This window comes from Thermosporothrix sp. COM3, from assembly GCF_059696735.1.
Window position 1 is genome coordinate 4527421 of sequence record NZ_AP019376.1, and the last position, 17612, is coordinate 4545032.

The following is a 17612-nucleotide window of genomic DNA, read 5'->3' on the forward strand; positions in this document are numbered from 1 at the left end:
GAAAGGAGAGTCGAAAACCTATGGTGGCAAAAGTTCAGATCACGCAGCCCATTTCGATCACACCGGAAACACAAAAGAAGACCTTTTCCTTTGATCGGCTATCACTCCAGCAGGGAGGAGTGCTCGGCCCGATTACGCTGGCATATGAGACATGGGGAACACTCAATGCCACAGGCACAAACGCGATTCTGATTACCCATGCGCTGACCGGTGATGCCCACGCCCATGACCCGGCTCGTCCCTATGATCCCAAAGCAGCATGGTGGAATCCATTGATAGGGCCGGGCCGCCCACTGGATACCGACCGGTATTTCATCATCTGCTCGAACGTGCTTGGCGGCTGTTATGGCAGCACCGGAGCCGCATCCATCGACCCTCGGACTGGGCGTCCATATGGAATGCGCTTCCCGGTTATAACCATCCATGACATGGTGCGAGCACAGCGCAAGCTGATCGATCATCTGGGCGTGAAACGGCTCGAACTGGTCATTGGAGGGTCTATCGGCGGTCAGCAAGCGCTCTGCTGGTCAGTACTCTACCCCGAGCTGATCTCAAAAACAGCGGTCATTGCCGCCACAGGAGCGCTGACCGCCCAGGGAATTGCCTTCAATGAAGTCGCCCGCCAGGCCATTATGGCCGATCCCGACTGGCAGTGTGGCGACTATGCACCAGGGAAAGGCCCCGCCACCGGCCTTTCGATTGCACGCATGCTGGCAATGATCACCTATCAAAGCGAGGCGTCAATGGAACACCGCTTCGGGCGCAATACGCTGAGACGCGAGGCCGTTTCTTCGCCGACCAGCCATCCCGATCTGGGTGGCCGCTTCGACGTTGAAAACTACCTCTACTATCAGGGTGAGGCGCTGGTGCGTCGCTTTGATGCGAACTGCTATCTCTATCTCAGCAGGGCAATGGATCTCTTCGACATCAGTGCCGGTTTCCCCTCGTTGGAAGCGGCGCTGCGCCGAATCAGCAGCAAAATCCTGTTTGTCGGCATTACCTCGGACTTTCTCTTCCCGGCAGCTCGTGTGCAGGCTCTGGCTGATGCTGTACGCAAGCTGGGCGGTAATGCAATCTATACAGAACTTGACTCGCCTTGTGGTCATGATGCATTCTTAAAAGAATGGCAGCAGATGTCCGCAGTTATCACGCAGCTTGTTTAGCTGGTTTCTCTACTCACTCGATTGAAAAGGAGTTGACTTTCTATGGCGCTCAACAGTAATCGCAGCTATGGATTTGAAACCCTCTCTCTGCATGCAGGACAGGAGACAGCCGATAGCGCAACTAATGCCCGTGCGGTGCCCATCTATCAGACATCATCCTATGTGTTTGATAGCCCGGAACATGCGGCGAATCTCTTTTCTTTGCAGCAAAGTGGCAATATTTACACCCGCATTATGAATCCGACTCAGGATGCATTTGAGCGGCGTATTGCGGCATTAGAGGGCGGCGTTGGCGCACTGGCTACCGCCTCTGGACAGGCTGCTGAGTTGCTGGCGATTCTCAATATCGCCGAGGCGGGCGACGAAATTGTTGCCTCCGCAAGCCTCTACGGCGGGACCTACAATCTGCTGCACTACACCCTTCCCAAGTTCGGCATCACCACACGCATTGTTGATAGCCGCGACCCGGAAAACATTCGTGCTGCGATTACAGAGAAAACAAAAGCTGTCTATGCAGAAACGGTCGGCAATCCACGGCAGGACACGTTGGATATCAGCACGATCGCCGAGATCGCGCATGCCAACAAGATTCCCCTGATTATTGATAACACTATGGCGACGCCGTATCTGGTGCAGCCGCTGAAACACGGAGCGGATATCGTGATTCACTCGGCCACCAAGTTTATCGGTGGTCACGGAACCTCCATCGGTGGGGTTATTGTCGATGGCGGATCCTTCGATTGGGCCACGAGTGGGCGCTTCCCCGGCCTGACCGAGCCAGATCCCTCATATCATGGGCTGCGCTATGTCGAGGCACTGGGTCCACAGGCATACATTACGAAGGCACGTGTCCAGCTTTTACGTGACATGGGCCCGGCTGTCAGCCCGTTTAATGCCTGGCTTTTCCTGCAAGGTCTGGAAACCCTTCCGCTGCGCATGGAGCGGCATAGCCAGAACGCGCAGCGCATTGCAGAGTTTCTGGAAGAGCATCCTGCTGTCTCCTGGGTCAGCTATCCCGGCTTGAAGAGCCATCCGCAGCACGAGTTGGCGAAAAAATACTTCACGCATGGTTATGGCGCTATTCTTGGCTTTGGCATTAAAGGTGGGCTTGAAGCAGGTAAGCAGTTGATTCGCCATATTGAGCTCTTCTCGCATCTGGCAAATATTGGCGATGCCAAATCTCTGATTATTCATCCTGCCAGCACTACGCACTCACAGCTCACGCCAGAGGAGCAAGAGGCAACCGGCGTCACTCCAGACTTCATCCGTCTCTCGGTTGGCCTTGAGACCGTAGAGGATCTGATTGAGGACCTGGATCAGGCGCTCAAAGCTGCTGTAGCCGCCGCAAATGAATCGGTCAACGCGTAACGTGACACGATTCGCTTCATCGAGAGGTATCGCGGCGTATCAGCGATACCTCTTCTTTTTGTTTTCGGTTCATAGGAAAGAGTGTCCGGCAATCCCGGACCATGAAGCATTGTCAAATTGGGGTGACTTAAATGGAACATGCTGTTTGTGTTTTGAAATTCGGCGGTACATCTGTAGGAAGTGGTGAACGTATCCAACAGGTGGCCCGCGTTATCGCACAGGCGCGTCAGGAACAGGACGCTTTTCCAGTTGTCGTTGTATCAGCAATGGCAGGTATCACGGACCAGCTTCTCCGTATTGCCCGCTACGCCTGCGAAGGGCAGCAAGAGGAGATTATACGAGAGTTTAAGGAGCTGCGACAAAAACATCTCGACGCCGCAGAAGTGCTCGTCACTGATCGCAGAGCGCTTTCGGATCTGCTTGCTGAACTGACCAATACCTTTTCATCATTACAACTCGATATTAAGGCTCTGGCGCGGGTTGCCGAGCTGAATCAGGATGTCACGCTTCGTACCGCTGCGGTTGCCGCATATGGCGAGCGGCTTTCGGTCCTGCTGGTTGCCGCCGCGGTCAATGAAATAGGGATTGCTGCCGAACCTATCCGACAGGAAATTATCATTACAAGTCACCCCAAAACTGATACCACTCAGCCTTTCGGTGTGGTCATTGGCGCAAACCCTATTCCTGAAGAGACCCGGGCCAACGCGGCAAAACTGGTTCGCCCGTTGGTCGAGCGTGGGATTGTCCCCATTGCTGCTGGCTTCCTGGGCCGCACCATCACAGGCTTTGTGACCACCCTGGGACGTAACGGCTCGGACTACTCTGCCACGGTTATCGGTGCAGCACTCGACTGCACGGAAGTGACTATCTTTACCGACGTGGATGGTGTCCTTACCGCCGACCCACGCCAGGTGACGAATGCCCGCCTTCTAACACACCTTTCATATGCAGAAGCCGCCCGGCTCTCCTGGTTCGGTGCGAAGGTTCTGCATCCGCGCACGCTGATCCCGATTGCCTCACGCAATATTCCGGTCCGGGTACGCAACACATTCCGCCCGCATCTTCGCGGCACCGTGGTGGGACCGGTTGCCCCGCAGCGGAATAGCGGCGCACGTGCGATCACCGTTAAGCGTAACCTGGCCCTGATCATCATGGAGAGCACGGATATGTTCGGGGCTCAGGAGAATGCCGGTCAGGTCTTTGAGCTGGCGGCACGCGCCGATGCAGCCCCGGTTGCGATCTGTTCAACTTCGGGTCAACACCTTTCATTTCTGGTTGAGGCTGCATCTGCTGACTCGATCCTTGCACTGCTCCAACACGATATGGGACACTGGACAGTACGCTGTCGCCGCAATGTAGCGCTCTGTGCCTGCATTGGCTCCGGTTTTATGGCTGATCCGATGAGCCCGGCCCGCGCCGTCGCAGCCCTGGCACACGAGCGAATCCCGGTTATCGCTCAGGGTTCCTCCGACCTCAATATCACGCTGGTTATTGAGGAGAAGGATAGCGAGCGGGCGCTGCGAAGTCTGCATCGTGATCTGATTGCGCCTGTTATCCCGCTGGTACGCCATTCCACACAGGAAAAACGCCGCGAAGCATAAGGCTGCCAGACAAAATCAATCTTGAGTGAAATGGAGAGAATACGCACTATTATGGCATCACAGTTACAGCAACGTATTCCAGTGGCCGTTCTTGGCGCGACAGGCATGGTCGGTCAACGCTTCATCGAGCTTTTGCACAATCATCCCTGGTTTGAGCTGGTCGGGCTTGCCGCCTCAGAGCAGCATGGTGGCCGCCCCTATGGAGAAGTAGCCCGCTGGCGTCTCCCCGAAAGCGACATGCCCGCTTCTGTCGCCTCCTTGCCGGTCGTTGCCTGTCGTCCCGAAGCGCTCCCGGGCGTACGCGTTGTCTTCTCAGCGCTTCCCGGAGAGGTAGCGGGCGAGATCGAGGAGGCCTTTGCCCGAGCCGGAGTAGCGGTCTTCAGCAATGCAAAAAACCACCGCATGGCACCCGATGTGCCCCTGTTGATTCCAGAAGTCAACGCCGATCATGTCGCGGCCATTCAGGAACAGCGCCAACGCAGAGAATGGCCCGGCTTTATTATCACGAATGCGAACTGTTCGGCGACGCCGCTGGTAATGGCCCTCAAGCCACTCCAGCAGGCCTTTGGCATCAAGAAAGCCATCCTCACCACGCTACAGGCAATCTCCGGGGCAGGTTATCCCGGTCTGCCTTCCTATGACATTGTAGATAATGTGATCCCATATATCGGGGGCGAAGAAGAGAAGCTGGAACGCGAGACGCGTAAAATGCTTGGTACCTGGGAAGAGGGCCGGGGATTTGTTGATGCTCCCCTTGCTGTCAGTGCTCACTGCACCCGCGTTCCTACCCGAGAAGGACACCTGGAATGCGTCAGTATAGAGCTTGAGCGTCAGGCCACCCCCGAGGATATCATTGCAGTCTGGACAAACTATCAGCCAGAGCCACAACAGCTCAAGCTTCCTACGGCTCCCGCGCATCCGCTGATCTATCGTTATGAAGAGGATCGCCCGCAAACGGTTCGCGACCGCAATGCAGGCCGGGGTATGACAGCAACTATCGGACGCCTGCGCCCCTGCCCGATTCTCAGCTACAAGTTTGTGGTCCTGGGTCACAACACCATCCGGGGCGCGGCTGGTGGTTCGGTCCTGAATGCGGAACTCTGTGTGCAAAAAGGTTTGCTCTAGCCTCTTGCGATGAAAGGACGGCGCAAAGCATCAGGCCTTGTGCCGTCCTCTTTCTCTCGACCAGAGACGTCCCGGATACTTCCTAGTTACTTTTGCGGAGATCACCGCCATTGCTACGGGTAAAGATCGAATTCCACATCAAGAGCATCGCAGCAAATGAGCGTGGTGCATCCCCCGAGGTACGAGGCTGATACCAGTCAGGAGCGTTCAAAGCCTCACGCTGCTGAAACGCATAAACCCACGCGGCCAACCAGCCAAACCCGGCAGCATAGGGGAAGTATTGCACAAACGTTTCGGGCCCGGTATCCTTCTTCATTGCTGTGAGCAGCGAGTTCGCGAATTCCCGGCAGCGCTGCGACTGCCTTCGCCCTCGGGGTGAGAGCGTCGAATAAAGCAGGCGCATAAAGAACGCGATGGCACTAATGCCCAGTAAGCCAAAGGCCAGGTGGACAACCGAACCGATCCCCTCGGTCGAGCCAACGGTCAGCCCGATCATACACCCGATCAGCGCCAGGATCAGAGAACAAACACAAATCAGGCCGAAATGTCCGCGGACATATTGCCTTCGCCGATCCAGAAAACCCTTTTCTTCGAGCTCATGCAACAATGCGTCAGCGAAATATCGATATTGTTTGCTATAGGCTCGCTTCAATTGAGAAGCTTTCAGCGAGGCTCCCCGCGTATATCCTTCCGGGAAAAGCATGGCAAGCACTCCCTGCTCATGCTCGCTCAACTGCTCTGGCACCTGAACGATTTCAAGTAGATAATCCGCCTGATCGGGTCGCCAGAGAACCGTTTCCTCAAGTTCCTGCACTCGTAAGATGCCCCGATTGGCCAGATGATAGAGGGCGCTCTGGGCATGATGCCAGGACGGCAACGGCGCACTCATCGCCATGATCCCTGCAATTGCCGGAGCCAGGCACTCCGGTTCCTGTATCTCTGTATCATCCAGATGAGTGCGAGCAAAGCCACCTTCTTTTCTCCAATACCAGAAGAGGGCAGCGGCCCCGAGCAAAAAAAGAAGAATGCCAGCGATGAACACAGCGATCGACCATCCTTTATCTTTTATTTTTCAACTTCCTTCATACTCTAGCGCAAGCGCCCCTGAAACGCAAAAAATGAGAGCAGCTCACCTCATTCAAGCATGTTGTATTTTGATTAACTCAGGAAGCAGTTTCTCCGCGTTCGGTGTGCCCAGACCGGTAACGGGATCCCATCCTTGCATCGCCGGATAGCCTTCCACATCAGCCTCACGATTGGTATTGTCGCCGGTCGTTATATCATGGAAGCACTGGTTATAGGCGGGAGTCGTAGCCAGTTGATACAGAGCAGGATTGATAAAGCCGAGTGGTTTCCCGGCCATCTGGTTTGCAATGGCGATCAGGCCTGCCCAGAGGGGAGCGCTGGCGCTGGTTCCACCTGCCATTGACCAGTTACCCTTGAGATAATAGGCAAGGCCGGTTGCCGGATCAGCATTAGCCGAAACATCGGGCACGCCTCGTCGGTTCTGCAACATCTGTTGTACCTGCGCGGGTAGCTTTTTCTGATATTCGGGAAGCGCGAAAATACTGCTGAAGCCACCACCACTCCCATTCCATGCTCTCTCGGTATAGCCACCAGATTTTTTGGGCAGAACCGTTGTCCCACCGACGGCAAGCCCCCAGGGATTACTGGCTGAAAAAACCGTCGTCGGCTTATCACCCAGACGTGTACTCTCCTGATCGATATAATCGGTAGCCCCGGAATCACCAGACGAGCTAAGGTAGGTAATATGATGCTCAAGTGCCCCTTTTTTCAATAATGCATCCCACTTATTGAGCTCATCGCGGGCAGCTTTATCCTGCAATGTCAGTTCAGATGCCCCCCAGCTCTGTGAGACAATATTTCCAAGCTTATGGTCAAGAATATATTGTTCTAGCTGACGATATTCCGGTAGGCCAAAAGTGCCCTGCGTTTCAGCCACCGGACTGACCAGAATAACGATCTTTGCTTCGGGAGCAATAGAATGCACAATCTGGACATCCAGCGTCGTTTCTTGCATCCAGCCATATTTATCATTATGCGGATCTTTTTCCGGCACATTGAGCGGCAAGATTACCTCTATATCGGCAGGAGGAAGGCCGAAGGTCTTGCTAAAAGCGTCTGTATCTTCTTTGATTGTCGGGCTCCCAAAGGACTCGATCAGCACAACGGTCTGCCCTTTCCCGGTATATCCCTTATCAATCAACGACTGGACACCATACACCTGCCGTAGCGTATAGGGCGTCAGACAGGTTCGCACTTCCTTGAGCCGTGCAGGACAGGAAGTAACAGGCTCAGTCGTTGCAGTTTGTGGTACTGTTGGGGTTACCTGTGGCTGCTTTGTCGGCTGTTCTCCATTGTCCCCACCACCTCCACCACAGGCCGCCAGCAGTAGCGTTAGCAGCAGGCCGAGGGAACACCAATACCGAAAAAACTCTTTTTTCATGCTTCTCCTCTCGTTATACCTGACCCACGCAGGTCATAGCGATGGTACACCAGGTCAGAAATGCTCTATTGTTTCTGACCCTGCGCACATTATACCTGTTCCCCTCGTATCTGGTCAGCAGAAACAAGCTCGTTCAGGTGAAATCCCTGGAGGAAAGGAGTGTAGAGCAGCAACCGGTTTATCCTGTTCCGCCTGTTCCTCAGATTACTACTAATCGTGCCCAATCAGCATATATTTCACGTAGCAATGAGTAGCTCTGCATTTTTCCAGGGAGAGGAGTAGCAACGTACTTTCTTTTTTGGTTAAGATCATGCTGCTCAATGTAGTTCTATAGTCCTATTTAACGGAACATAACTTGACCCCCCCGAGCTCCTTGGGTAAAGTCAGGTATAGGTGATGAAGTGCTGCAAATCGCAAAAGTATTTATTGTAATGCGAGATACTGGAGTGAAGGATATTTCGTATGTCGTCGTTGAATTTCACAAAGAATCCTGAATCACAATTACACACTGATTCTCTCTCCTCGGATGCAACAGAACAGCAAACTCCGGTAGAGCAACTGGCGTTTCCAGGGGCAGAGATGCCACCAGCATCACAGCCGCTTCCCGCTGCACCTTTGAATGCTTCGCAGATGATGGCTCCCAAAGTGACGCGCCAGCTCACTGGAGCACTGGGAGATAATGGGGTCAAACGTGACCCGGTTGTTATTAAAGGCTCCGGGAAGAAAAGTGGCGGCGTCCGCCCTCCAAAAGGCCGGCGTTTCGTTCTGCATATTGCTGCCACTCTGACGCTTGTCCTGATCATCGGCGGCGCACTGGCAGCAGTCGTTCCTATCACATCTGACGCAAAGGGAGCGCCAAGCACGCTCCTCAACAGTACGCTGAACAGTTTTAACTCGAAGAATGACAAAGTGACCTTGCTCCCCGAGCAGGCAGCCACGGCGACGGCTGTAACGCAGGACGGTTATGATCCGGGGAATCAGGTCTTTGAAGGTGTTCCGACTCCTCCTCCAGGCGCTTACGGCGACGGCAACCACTTCTTTTACGGTCAATGCACCTACTGGGCGGCAATGCGCTATCACGAATTAACCGGGATCTGGGTTCCCTGGCTCGGTAATGCAGCAGACTGGGTAAGTGGAGCATATGCGTATGGCTGGCATGTCTCACAACAACCTGTCGTCGGTTCTATCCTGGTAATGATGCCGGGTGTACAGGGAGCAGGTGGCTACGGTCACGTTGCGATCGTAGAGAGTATCAATCCTGACGGAACCGTTCATACCAGCAACTGGAACTGGTATGCCGGAGGCGGCGGTTTCGCAACCCTGTCCTACTGGGATTTCTCACCCGGTCCGGGAATGTACTTCGTCTGGCACTAAAGCAAACATATGACAGGGCTACAGGTTAATTGATCTGTAGCCCTTTCTTTTGGCCTCAGTATTTCTCAAAAAGAGGTAAAAACAGAAGAGGAAGCAAGAAAGGGCTCTTCTTCAACAGACAGCGAGAAAAGGGGAGTAGCATCTTGGTCCTGGTATCCGGCTCGTTTGCTTGACGAAGGAGCTCAAAGCTGGTTTAATTCAGCAATGGACGCCTGATGTTTTTGTGAGTACATGTACACGTTTGAATGCAAGCTAGAAGAGAAAAGGGAATTCTGCATGCCGTCCTTTTATTCCACAACATCTGAAACATTCCGTCAGCAACCAGAGAACGAAACAACAGGAACCACATTGTATCAAAATGCCACACCAGAACGTCAACCAGAAGATGAAGTACCACAAAAAGATACAACCTCACTGCGTCAGATCGTCATCATTCGCGGTACCGGTCGCAAGCAACCCGGACCACGCTCACCAAAGCGTCTCGTCGTGCATATTGCTGTCTCATCACCATAAAACAGTGGCGATCAGGAACCGGCCCCCCAACAACGCAACAGATGAGCATAATGTGTCCACATACGCCGATGATAGCGCTGCTCTTGCTCGTCGTGAGCCAGCTCTAATTGTTGCCTATGATAGGCCAGCATAGCTTCAGCTCCCGCGATCGCTTTTGGTGATACCCGCATCTGCCGTACGGCCTCTGGCGGTGCGGGCTCCCACTCGGGGTTATCCCGCCAGTTGATATACGGACAATTCTTACACCGATTGGCGCAACAGTAGCCACGGCGAATCAAAAACCCTCTTGTCGCAACATACAGACCATCAGAGGTTATTTCCCAATCTGCATTCTCATTTTGCAGTTTTCGCTTCAAGTTTGCTTCCATCTCCCCATATTCTCAGACAAGTTACTTCATTATGCACCATCGCGAATGGAACAGCCTTGTTTTATTGTAGCGCATTTCACATCACAGAACCACGCCTCCCCAAACGTTATTTCAGCATGTCACATCACATTCTTTTTTTATCAAATATATACATATACTTCAAATGTAGATATTTATCTATCAAACAAATATACCATAATCCCAATTACACGCCTCTTTCATATGGGTCAGTATACTATATTTTGTAGAGCAGGACTTGCTCCCCTATAGCTTGTTATCAAACACATCGATTTGAAATTCAGAACTAAATCTTCATCAAGGCTCTCATTGAGAGCAAAATCTTATCTCGTAGAGAGGAGATGTACGTGCTTTATGCCTCAGGCCAATGATGGCAGTGGAGTAAAAGGGCATTGCAGCCCCTCAACTTCCCACACACACAAATATATTCCCTCGTCCTCCTATGTCATCAGGACAGTCCTTTCACACAGAAAACCCTCAAATGTTGTCAGAGTTAAGCCCATCACAGTATCAGAATACAACGAGGAACTTTGCCTCAAATGGCTCCAAGCTTACAAGGATGGAATCTATGATTTCACTGAAAGCATCCAACGGCGAAAAGCTTTGCTAGAGGGCTACACCTTTAATCGCAAACTGACACCACACATCTATCTGGGCATCGCCCCCCTGAAGTATGTGGAAGACCTGTGCGAAGGTGGTCGTATCGAGATTGGAGATCTTATTCAGGAGCAAGATTTTCGTACCTACCTGAATGAGAAGAGCAACCATTTTGAACAGGAAATTGAATATGCGCTGGTTATGAAGTGCCCATCAAATCCAGATGGCTGGCTGGACTGCCAGCTCAAAAAGCATGACTTTGCATTACAGCCAGAAAAGCTGGTAAAGCTTGCCCGAGATATCGCTTCAATACATCAACAGTTAGAGCCGGCGCCGCCAGATTTCGGAACCATTGCACGGCTACAAGGCAAACTGAATGTGAACCTCAAGTGTCTCTATTCGGTTTGCCGTGCGTTGGGATTAGAGGCCGAAGAGCCAGAAGCCGCTATTGCAGTCCCCTTAAAAGCTGCACTTCATCGCTATCAATGGCTCTTTAAGCAACGATGGGAGCGGAAACACATCAAGCGCTGTCATGGAGATCTCAAGGCAAACAACATTTATCTCAATATAACTGACCAGACCTTCGATGTATGGATAATCGACTGTATTGATTTCGACAAGCGCTCCGATTTCTACTACATTGACACGCTCAGCGATCTGGCGATGCTGCTTGTCAGTATCCTTCGCCACCTCGAATGGAAGCAGTGGGGCATACTCTTAAACACCTTTTTCGATGCCTACTCTTTCTCCAGCGAGATAAAAGCATACGAACCCCTGCTCTGGTACTACATGGCAGAAAAGGCAATCGTTTGCGCCTATACCAGCCTCTTTTATGATAAGGCGTCAAAAGACTTCTCCAAAGGGTTTCTTGATATCGCCAAGGTCCTGGCAAGCAAGCTCACAGACAAGCCAGAAGTGATACAGGAGAAGCCCCCGGAGAAAACTGCACTCATCCCAATTGGAGCCTGAACGGGTTTGTCAGCGAATAATGGCCCCCATAGTGATTAATAATCAGATCTTCACCGCTGTGTTTGCGTAATTTTTTACGTAAATGATGCATTCGCTGAGATAGAGTGGAGCGCTCGACTATTTTTCCCCACCCTCCCTTCATCAGGCTCTCTTCGCTACACTGCTTGGGATGATCTAGTAGGACCTTTAACAGCCTGTATTCCAATTCAGTGAGTGTGAGCTGCGCAGGTTCTTTATCTGCAAACTGAATGCTCAAGCGAAAAACACTTGGTCCAGCAGGTAACGTCCATTCACGTATCTGCTGGATAAGGTAATGACAGAGCAGCGATCCGGGAGGATAAACAGGGCGGAATGGATCGTAACGCACAATACCTTCATTCGTCAGGATATAGCGCACATTGTAAAATGAGTTCCATTCTGCATCTGAAAATGGCTCCGTTGCTTTTCTCTGCTTTAAGGCGAGAACAAAGGTAGCAAAATGGCTTTTTGTCTCCGGACCTCCACGCTCCAGAGCTTGAACCAGGCGTTTCCATTGCCGAGAGAGAAAAGTGGCAATCCCGGCATTGACCTGTTCAAGGAGCTGCTCGCGACCATCTAAGGGAAGCTCACGCCACGAGCCGCATACATCTGCGTACAGTTGTTTAAAATAGAACAGTTGATAGCAAAACTGGCTCAAAAGATAAGGATGGGTTCCAGCCTGTTCATAAATCCAGTCCTGTTCCTGCTGGGAAAATATCTCCATTCCTCCAAGCTCGTGGAATGAAGCAGCCCACTTTTCCCCGAAATCCCTTGGGAGCTGGGCCAGCAAGGCACGGGTATCCTTCAACGTGAAACATTGGAGTGGCATCGTATAGAAACGGGCAAGATCCGCAGAGATATTCTCAAACTGGCTCTCGATATTGGCATGAGGGAGGCTCTCGATTGAGAGCACAACACTAAAACAGGCAAATTCATCTATCAGGTCAACCAGAACCCGAATAGCGCCGCAATGATTCAGCAAAGCAATCCCTCTTTCCTGAGGAGTTTTCGCCCCGCTCTTTTCCAGTTCCGGAAAAGCAACATCTGGTCGATCAAGCCTCTCAACAGCATCCAGCATCACACAATACTGTTCCTCTGGATGTTGCGTACTCAGCGATCTCAATAAATCTCTAAGGCCACGCAGATCATGGGCAGGTGGTTTCTCACCAGGGCAATGAATAGCATAGAGCGCTTTTGCGCATTCAGCAATAAAAAGAGGTAACATATCATGTACATGCAGACACCCCTCTAAGGGGGCAAGATCTATCTGCACAAAATGGTACCTATCTAAGGCAAACATCTCCTGAAGAGGGATCAGTTCCTCTTCCTGCCTCCATGACCAGCCGCTGTCAGGCTCATCACAGAGATAGCGAATCAACGAGGTCTTCCCGATACAAGGCGCTCCCGTCAGAATAATCGCGCTTTGTCTGCCGATCAACATTCTTTTTATATCTGTTCCACGCCCCGATACTCTCCCTATCACCTTGTCTTCAACAGCAAAAAAAGGATTGGCTAGACTGAACCATGTAGTTCCTTTCTCTCCCATCTTAGGCTGTCCTCTCGTTCTTTACGAAAATAATGAAAAAACCAGCGATTGTGTTGCAACCAGTAACGAACCAGTTCAACCTTAAAAGCATAATAGGGATTGGAAGGCTTACGGTGAATATATTCTCCAAGAACCAGACCATTACGCAGGCGCTCAAGGCGAGAACGAATATGCTGGACAGACAAATTCAGGGAATTTAGCAGTTGCTGCAAGGACACAGTAGCCTGTCCATTCTGTTCTGTGAGTTCAACAATTGCCTCAATAATATCCAGTTCCTGCTCATCCTGTAACTCTTTCCCATAAAAAATGAAGTTCTGAATTGAACCTGCACCTATGATATCATTTACTACCCGATCGATATCTTGTTTTGTCACGTACTCTTTGTTTGTCTCCATATTGAGAAAGAAAACAAGCTGTAGGCCGAGCAGTGCAAGATAGTATGGATTACCTCCGGTCAAACGCATGGCTTCCGCCACGGTTTGAGAAGCAAACTGGATATGCTGTTCCTCTAATGGATCCACTAACAGATGGCTGGCGCTTTCTGAATCGAGATATGAAACAGGTAATGATTGGGCAAAACTAAACGCATTTGAAAATTCGTTGGATGTGAGCAGCATATGAGCGCGTGTAGGCAACGAAATCAACAGGCTGAGTTGAGGAACCTCCTCCATCAGATGGCGCCAGAAGGAGAAGAAACGAACATCCAGTTTCCTGGCTTGATACGCATCCAGGGCGCTCCCAAACTCATCCAGTACCAGAATCAGGCGGGAGTTTTGAGTCAGGGCCAAGCAACGACAGAGGAAATCCGTAAAGCAGGCATGAATATCAGGAATAGCCTGCTCATTCCAGTGAGGAGCCTCTACCCCTAATTGTAATTGAAATGCGTGGGCGATAGCCTCAGCAATCCATCGCAAAATAACCTCTTCATTTTCACCAACAACATTCTGAAGCGAATAAAAAGTGTACCAGAAAGGCGGCGTAACATAGCGCTCCAGAAAATTCTTACAAAGCGAGGTTTTTCCGGAACGTCTGGGGCCATATAGGAGCACCGCTTTCCCTCTTTCGGACTCACAGAGTTCCCTGTTCAGGCGATCCATCTCGTAACTACGTCCCACAAACATCTGCGCCGTCGCAGGCCTTGAAATGTCATAGGGATTCTTCAAAATACGATTCCGCCTTGTGAGGCTCTGTCCTCGCTGATCAGAAGCTACCGGTCCTCTGCTATATGCTTGCTCGGGATAGCTCCTCTTTTTCTGATGCACCAGGGATGCATACACTAACCGGTCAGTCCCCTCTGCATCTACCTCAACCTTTGTGACGCTCTCTACCTGTGATAGCTCATCCCAGAGAGCAAGCGCCTCTCTATCATTAATGACCTCTATTTGGAGGCTCAGTTCCGCCTTGCGCCAGCGCATTACCACACGTCCATTAATACCTAACAACAGACACTGATGCCGACGCAATCGTTTCGCGAGATCATGTACCAATCCACGACGATCACGGGCCTCAATCGTAAACGTCACTTTCAGAGTGGAATCAACACGCCTCCAGTCCATCGGCACAGTACCTGCATGTCTGGCAGCGTCTCTTCTATGCAAGCGACCACAGGTGATCGTGTGTACTATTAATTCCTCACTTCCCCTACGACGATTGCCGACAATCCTCTGAGGATAAGCAGGTTGGCAAACATAGCATAAACGCAAAGGGTATAATTGTTCCGAATCTATTGCCTGGGGGAGCCAGGCTTCCCCTTCGCTCTGCGTCTCGGCCTGTTCACGTCGCTTGATGATTTGTTGCGCCGCCCAATCCGGTGTATAAGGCGCTTCCGACTCCACTTTGAAATTTTCAAGATAGATCTGTCTCGTACCGAGACGATATTGCGCCACAAGCAGACTCAATTCATCATCCAGCTCGTCAAAAGACAATGTATAATGCTGACGTCTCAACGCACGATCAATTAAAACATATCCCTTATATCTATGGAGCTGGTTCTTCAATGCCTTGCGCATCTGATCCAGTGCATTTTTGGTAATGGCATATCTTCCATCAAACCAATCATCCTGGATCTGCAATTCTCCCCCAGTCCGTATCTCGACAACGTCACCGGCATCGAGTTCACGATAGAGAGGCACTCTACGATTATTCACATAAGCCTCCGCAATTTGATTACCTAAATGAGGGGCAAGCTGATAGGCAAAATCCAGGATAGTGGCTCCTTTTTCCAGAGCAACCGGGTTGCGATGCTTATCATACACGATAATCGGGCGCAAACGATCATAGGTCGGCACGGCCTTTTCACTCTCAACAATTGCCTTCTTGATTGCAAAAAGCGCCCGTCCAACGGGACTATTCCAGGTATACGCGGAAGGCAGTTCGTAGAGATGCTTCCGAAAAGGCAGAGTTTGAGTATAGACAAGGTAGCATTCGGGATACAAACAGCCATAATACATAATGGCATGCAGAGGTGCGGTCGCAATCTGCAAAAAGCAACAAACGCGCTCTTCACTCAACCAGGTAAGGTCTTGTAAAACTGAATGGCTTCCATCCAGCACGAGTTCATAAGCCAACAAACTATAGCCGTTAGGTTTCGGATTCGCGATCTGGTCAGCGACGCGGTCCTGTAATATGCCAAGCTGATTTAAAACGCCAAAAGCAGTGTAACAATCCTTTACAGTGGGCACAATCACATTAAAAACAACCAGATCAAATCCCGAGAGACGTCTTTTCTGTGTTATTGTCGGGGCATAACTGTTTAGCTCTCTGCGTTTGAGGCCCGAAACTTCACACGGAATAACCTCAATCTCGATCTGCTGACCAATCGTTCGTTGATAATAGTTAACAAACATACAACGAACGTCTTCTATTTTCTCATCATCTCGTTCAAGAATGGCACAATACCGCTGCTCATCTTGTTTATACTTCAGAGGATCGGCCAATTGCTCAATCAGGTTTTCAATCTGGCGCTTAAAACGCCACATTCCCAAACGCTTACAAATGTGAAGGAGGATTCGCCCGGTGCTCTCAATACGTGGTCGCCGCTTCTGATCGTCTCCAGGCCGCTGCTCGCTTTTGGACAGTTGCACTAACGACTGATAATGGATAGCAACCGCAATCAACAACGCTCCTAGATCACGATGGGGCAGAGAAAGGAGGGGCCCTAATTGCTCTTCTTCAATATAACGAGAGTACAGCAGCGACTCTTTAAAGTGGCTCATCACCCGCTCTCGATCCAGAAGCTGCCGCCGCTTAATCAACTCCTCATCGTAGATACGCAGGTATCCCGCTGCCACAACCTGCCAGGGCAACCCCCAGTTCTGTAACAGCTTCCCTACTTCCCGGGCATCATACCTGATCACATTCAGCACATAGGCATGGGCCGGACGAGGGCTTCCCACTGTCTCCCGAGCCAGCTCTTCGATCCACATAGCCCATTCAGCGGGTATTGTTGTAGGAACCGGTTTCCAGCATGCAAGCTCTGCCTGCAAACGAGTCTTTCCCATCAGGAAGCACCTTTGCTCTTTTTGCTTGCCTCACAGTTTTACAAACCATATCCTATTTCGTAATAATAATATGTAAAAATGCATAAGTCAAGTCTCTATATCACTTCGTTTAGGAATAAAAATAAAATAAAGAGACGAAAATAAAATTGTTTCTCTTTTGTCTATTATTCCAAAAATTACGTCAAAAGTTATTGACATTTCCCAATAATTACTGCATATATTACTTAATATAAAAATTTCTGCTCTTTTTATAACTAACATCACAGGAAAGAAAGGGGTACAGTATGCCCTATCAGAAACCTCAAGTACCATCTGACTATAGCGCCCCTTCTCTTAACTCGGTTCTCGTAGAGCTAGAACCCGTAATTCGTGTGATGCTGAAGCATGCCAACTGCTCACTGAATGACTGGGAACAGGACGAGATAGCGCAGTGCACGCTGTATAAGCTTGCCAGAGCCCTGGCAAGCCGCGAGATCAGCAATCTCCATGGATACCTCAAACGAACCATCCACAATGAGTTTGTCAGCTATCTCCGCAGCACCAGGCCCTGGCTCTCCCTCCATACCACAGAAGAAGGTGAACCCTGTACCGGAACACCACTCATCTCTTTGAGCCAGGGGTGGGACGATCCCGCCCTTGAATATGAACACCGAGCATCATTTCAGGAACTACTTGACCTTGTTGTAGACGCCATCATGGAATTACCCCCCGTACAGCGGTATGCCACCATCTGCTACTTTAACGATATCGTTGATGATCGACATGTCCTGATCGCGTCTTTTCAGCGATATAACCTGGATATCACGCCTTGCCGCTGGCCGCAAGAACGCGCAGATAAGCAGAAACTGCTTGCGTCATTCTATGCAGCACGCAGCACACTTATTCGCCACCTTAGCGCAAATCCGCACTTTAGCTCAGACCATCCGTTCACGTGTTTTCATGTTCGTAGGCGAAGAAAATAGCCAGTGTCCTCTCTTTTTTCTCA

Annotated in this window: 13 protein-coding genes; 8 read left to right on the top strand and 5 right to left on the bottom strand. The window is 50.8% G+C overall.

The window, feature by feature from the left end:
* The first annotated feature begins 20 nt into the window (after positions 1 to 20).
* The 4 genes from metX to asd all read left to right on the top strand — a co-directional run bounded on the left by metX (position 21) and on the right by asd (position 5257).
* Positions 21 to 1163, top strand: coding sequence for a homoserine O-acetyltransferase MetX (gene metX / locus KTH_RS19225; RefSeq protein ID WP_111319076.1), 1143 nt, complete (start codon positions 21 to 23; stop codon positions 1161 to 1163).
* A gap of 42 nt (positions 1164 to 1205) precedes the next feature.
* On the top strand, positions 1206 to 2531 hold the full coding sequence (locus KTH_RS19230; RefSeq protein WP_497620540.1) for a homocysteine synthase: 1326 nt from the start codon (positions 1206 to 1208) through the stop codon (positions 2529 to 2531).
* Between the two features lie 131 nt (positions 2532 to 2662).
* Positions 2663 to 4132, top strand: a complete 1470-nt coding sequence (locus tag KTH_RS19235; protein WP_111319080.1) for an aspartate kinase — start codon at positions 2663 to 2665, stop codon at positions 4130 to 4132.
* Positions 4133 to 4183: 51 nt separating this feature from the next.
* Positions 4184 to 5257 (top strand): aspartate-semialdehyde dehydrogenase, encoded by a 1074-nt coding sequence (asd, locus tag KTH_RS19240; RefSeq protein ID WP_111319082.1) that lies wholly within the window; start codon positions 4184 to 4186, stop codon positions 5255 to 5257.
* Between the two features lie 82 nt (positions 5258 to 5339).
* On the opposite strand, the gene KTH_RS19245 is transcribed toward asd, so the two are convergent.
* Both KTH_RS19245 and KTH_RS19250 read right to left on the bottom strand, forming a co-directional pair.
* On the bottom strand, positions 5340 to 6299 hold the full coding sequence (locus tag KTH_RS19245; protein WP_497620543.1) for a DUF2207 family protein: 960 nt from the start codon (positions 6297 to 6299) through the stop codon (positions 5340 to 5342).
* Positions 6300 to 6395: 96 nt separating this feature from the next.
* Entirely contained in the window at positions 6396 to 7724 is a 1329-nt protein-coding gene (locus KTH_RS19250) for a S53 family peptidase (RefSeq protein ID WP_497620545.1), read from the bottom strand.
* A gap of 462 nt (positions 7725 to 8186) precedes the next feature.
* Here KTH_RS19250 and KTH_RS19255 point away from each other — a divergent pair, with 462 nt between their 5' ends.
* On the top strand, positions 8187 to 9098 hold the full coding sequence (locus tag KTH_RS19255) for a CHAP domain-containing protein (protein WP_497620547.1): 912 nt from the start codon (positions 8187 to 8189) through the stop codon (positions 9096 to 9098).
* A 276-nt stretch (positions 9099 to 9374) separates the two neighbouring features.
* Entirely contained in the window at positions 9375 to 9611 is a 237-nt protein-coding gene (locus KTH_RS19260) for a hypothetical protein (protein WP_497620549.1), read from the top strand.
* Positions 9612 to 9622: 11 nt separating this feature from the next.
* Here the strand turns inward: KTH_RS19260 and KTH_RS19265 are convergent, their stop codons facing one another.
* Positions 9623 to 9979, bottom strand: coding sequence for a DUF5522 domain-containing protein (locus KTH_RS19265; protein WP_497620551.1), 357 nt, complete (start codon positions 9977 to 9979; stop codon positions 9623 to 9625).
* Between the two features lie 621 nt (positions 9980 to 10600).
* Between KTH_RS19265 and KTH_RS19270 the strand changes: the two genes are divergently transcribed.
* Entirely contained in the window at positions 10601 to 11563 is a 963-nt protein-coding gene (locus KTH_RS19270; protein WP_497620552.1) for an aminoglycoside phosphotransferase family protein, read from the top strand.
* Here KTH_RS19270 and KTH_RS19275 read toward each other — a convergent pair.
* Together KTH_RS19275 and KTH_RS19280 are read right to left on the bottom strand one after the other, a co-directional pair.
* Positions 11544 to 13022, bottom strand: coding sequence for a winged helix-turn-helix domain-containing protein (locus tag KTH_RS19275; protein WP_497620554.1), 1479 nt, complete (start codon positions 13020 to 13022; stop codon positions 11544 to 11546). The two genes, KTH_RS19270 and KTH_RS19275, sit on opposite strands and share 20 nt — an antisense overlap.
* Before the next feature lie 71 nt (positions 13023 to 13093).
* A complete protein-coding gene (locus KTH_RS19280) occupies positions 13094 to 16627 on the bottom strand; it encodes a TGS domain-containing protein (RefSeq protein ID WP_497620557.1) in 3534 nt (1177 codons plus the stop codon).
* A gap of 284 nt (positions 16628 to 16911) precedes the next feature.
* Between KTH_RS19280 and KTH_RS19285 the strand changes: the two genes are divergently transcribed.
* Positions 16912 to 17589 carry an RNA polymerase sigma factor gene (locus KTH_RS19285; protein ID WP_497620559.1) on the top strand — a complete coding sequence of 226 codons (678 nt, stop codon included), beginning with the start codon at positions 16912 to 16914 and terminating at the stop codon, positions 17587 to 17589.
* Positions 17590 to 17612 lie beyond the last annotated feature (23 nt).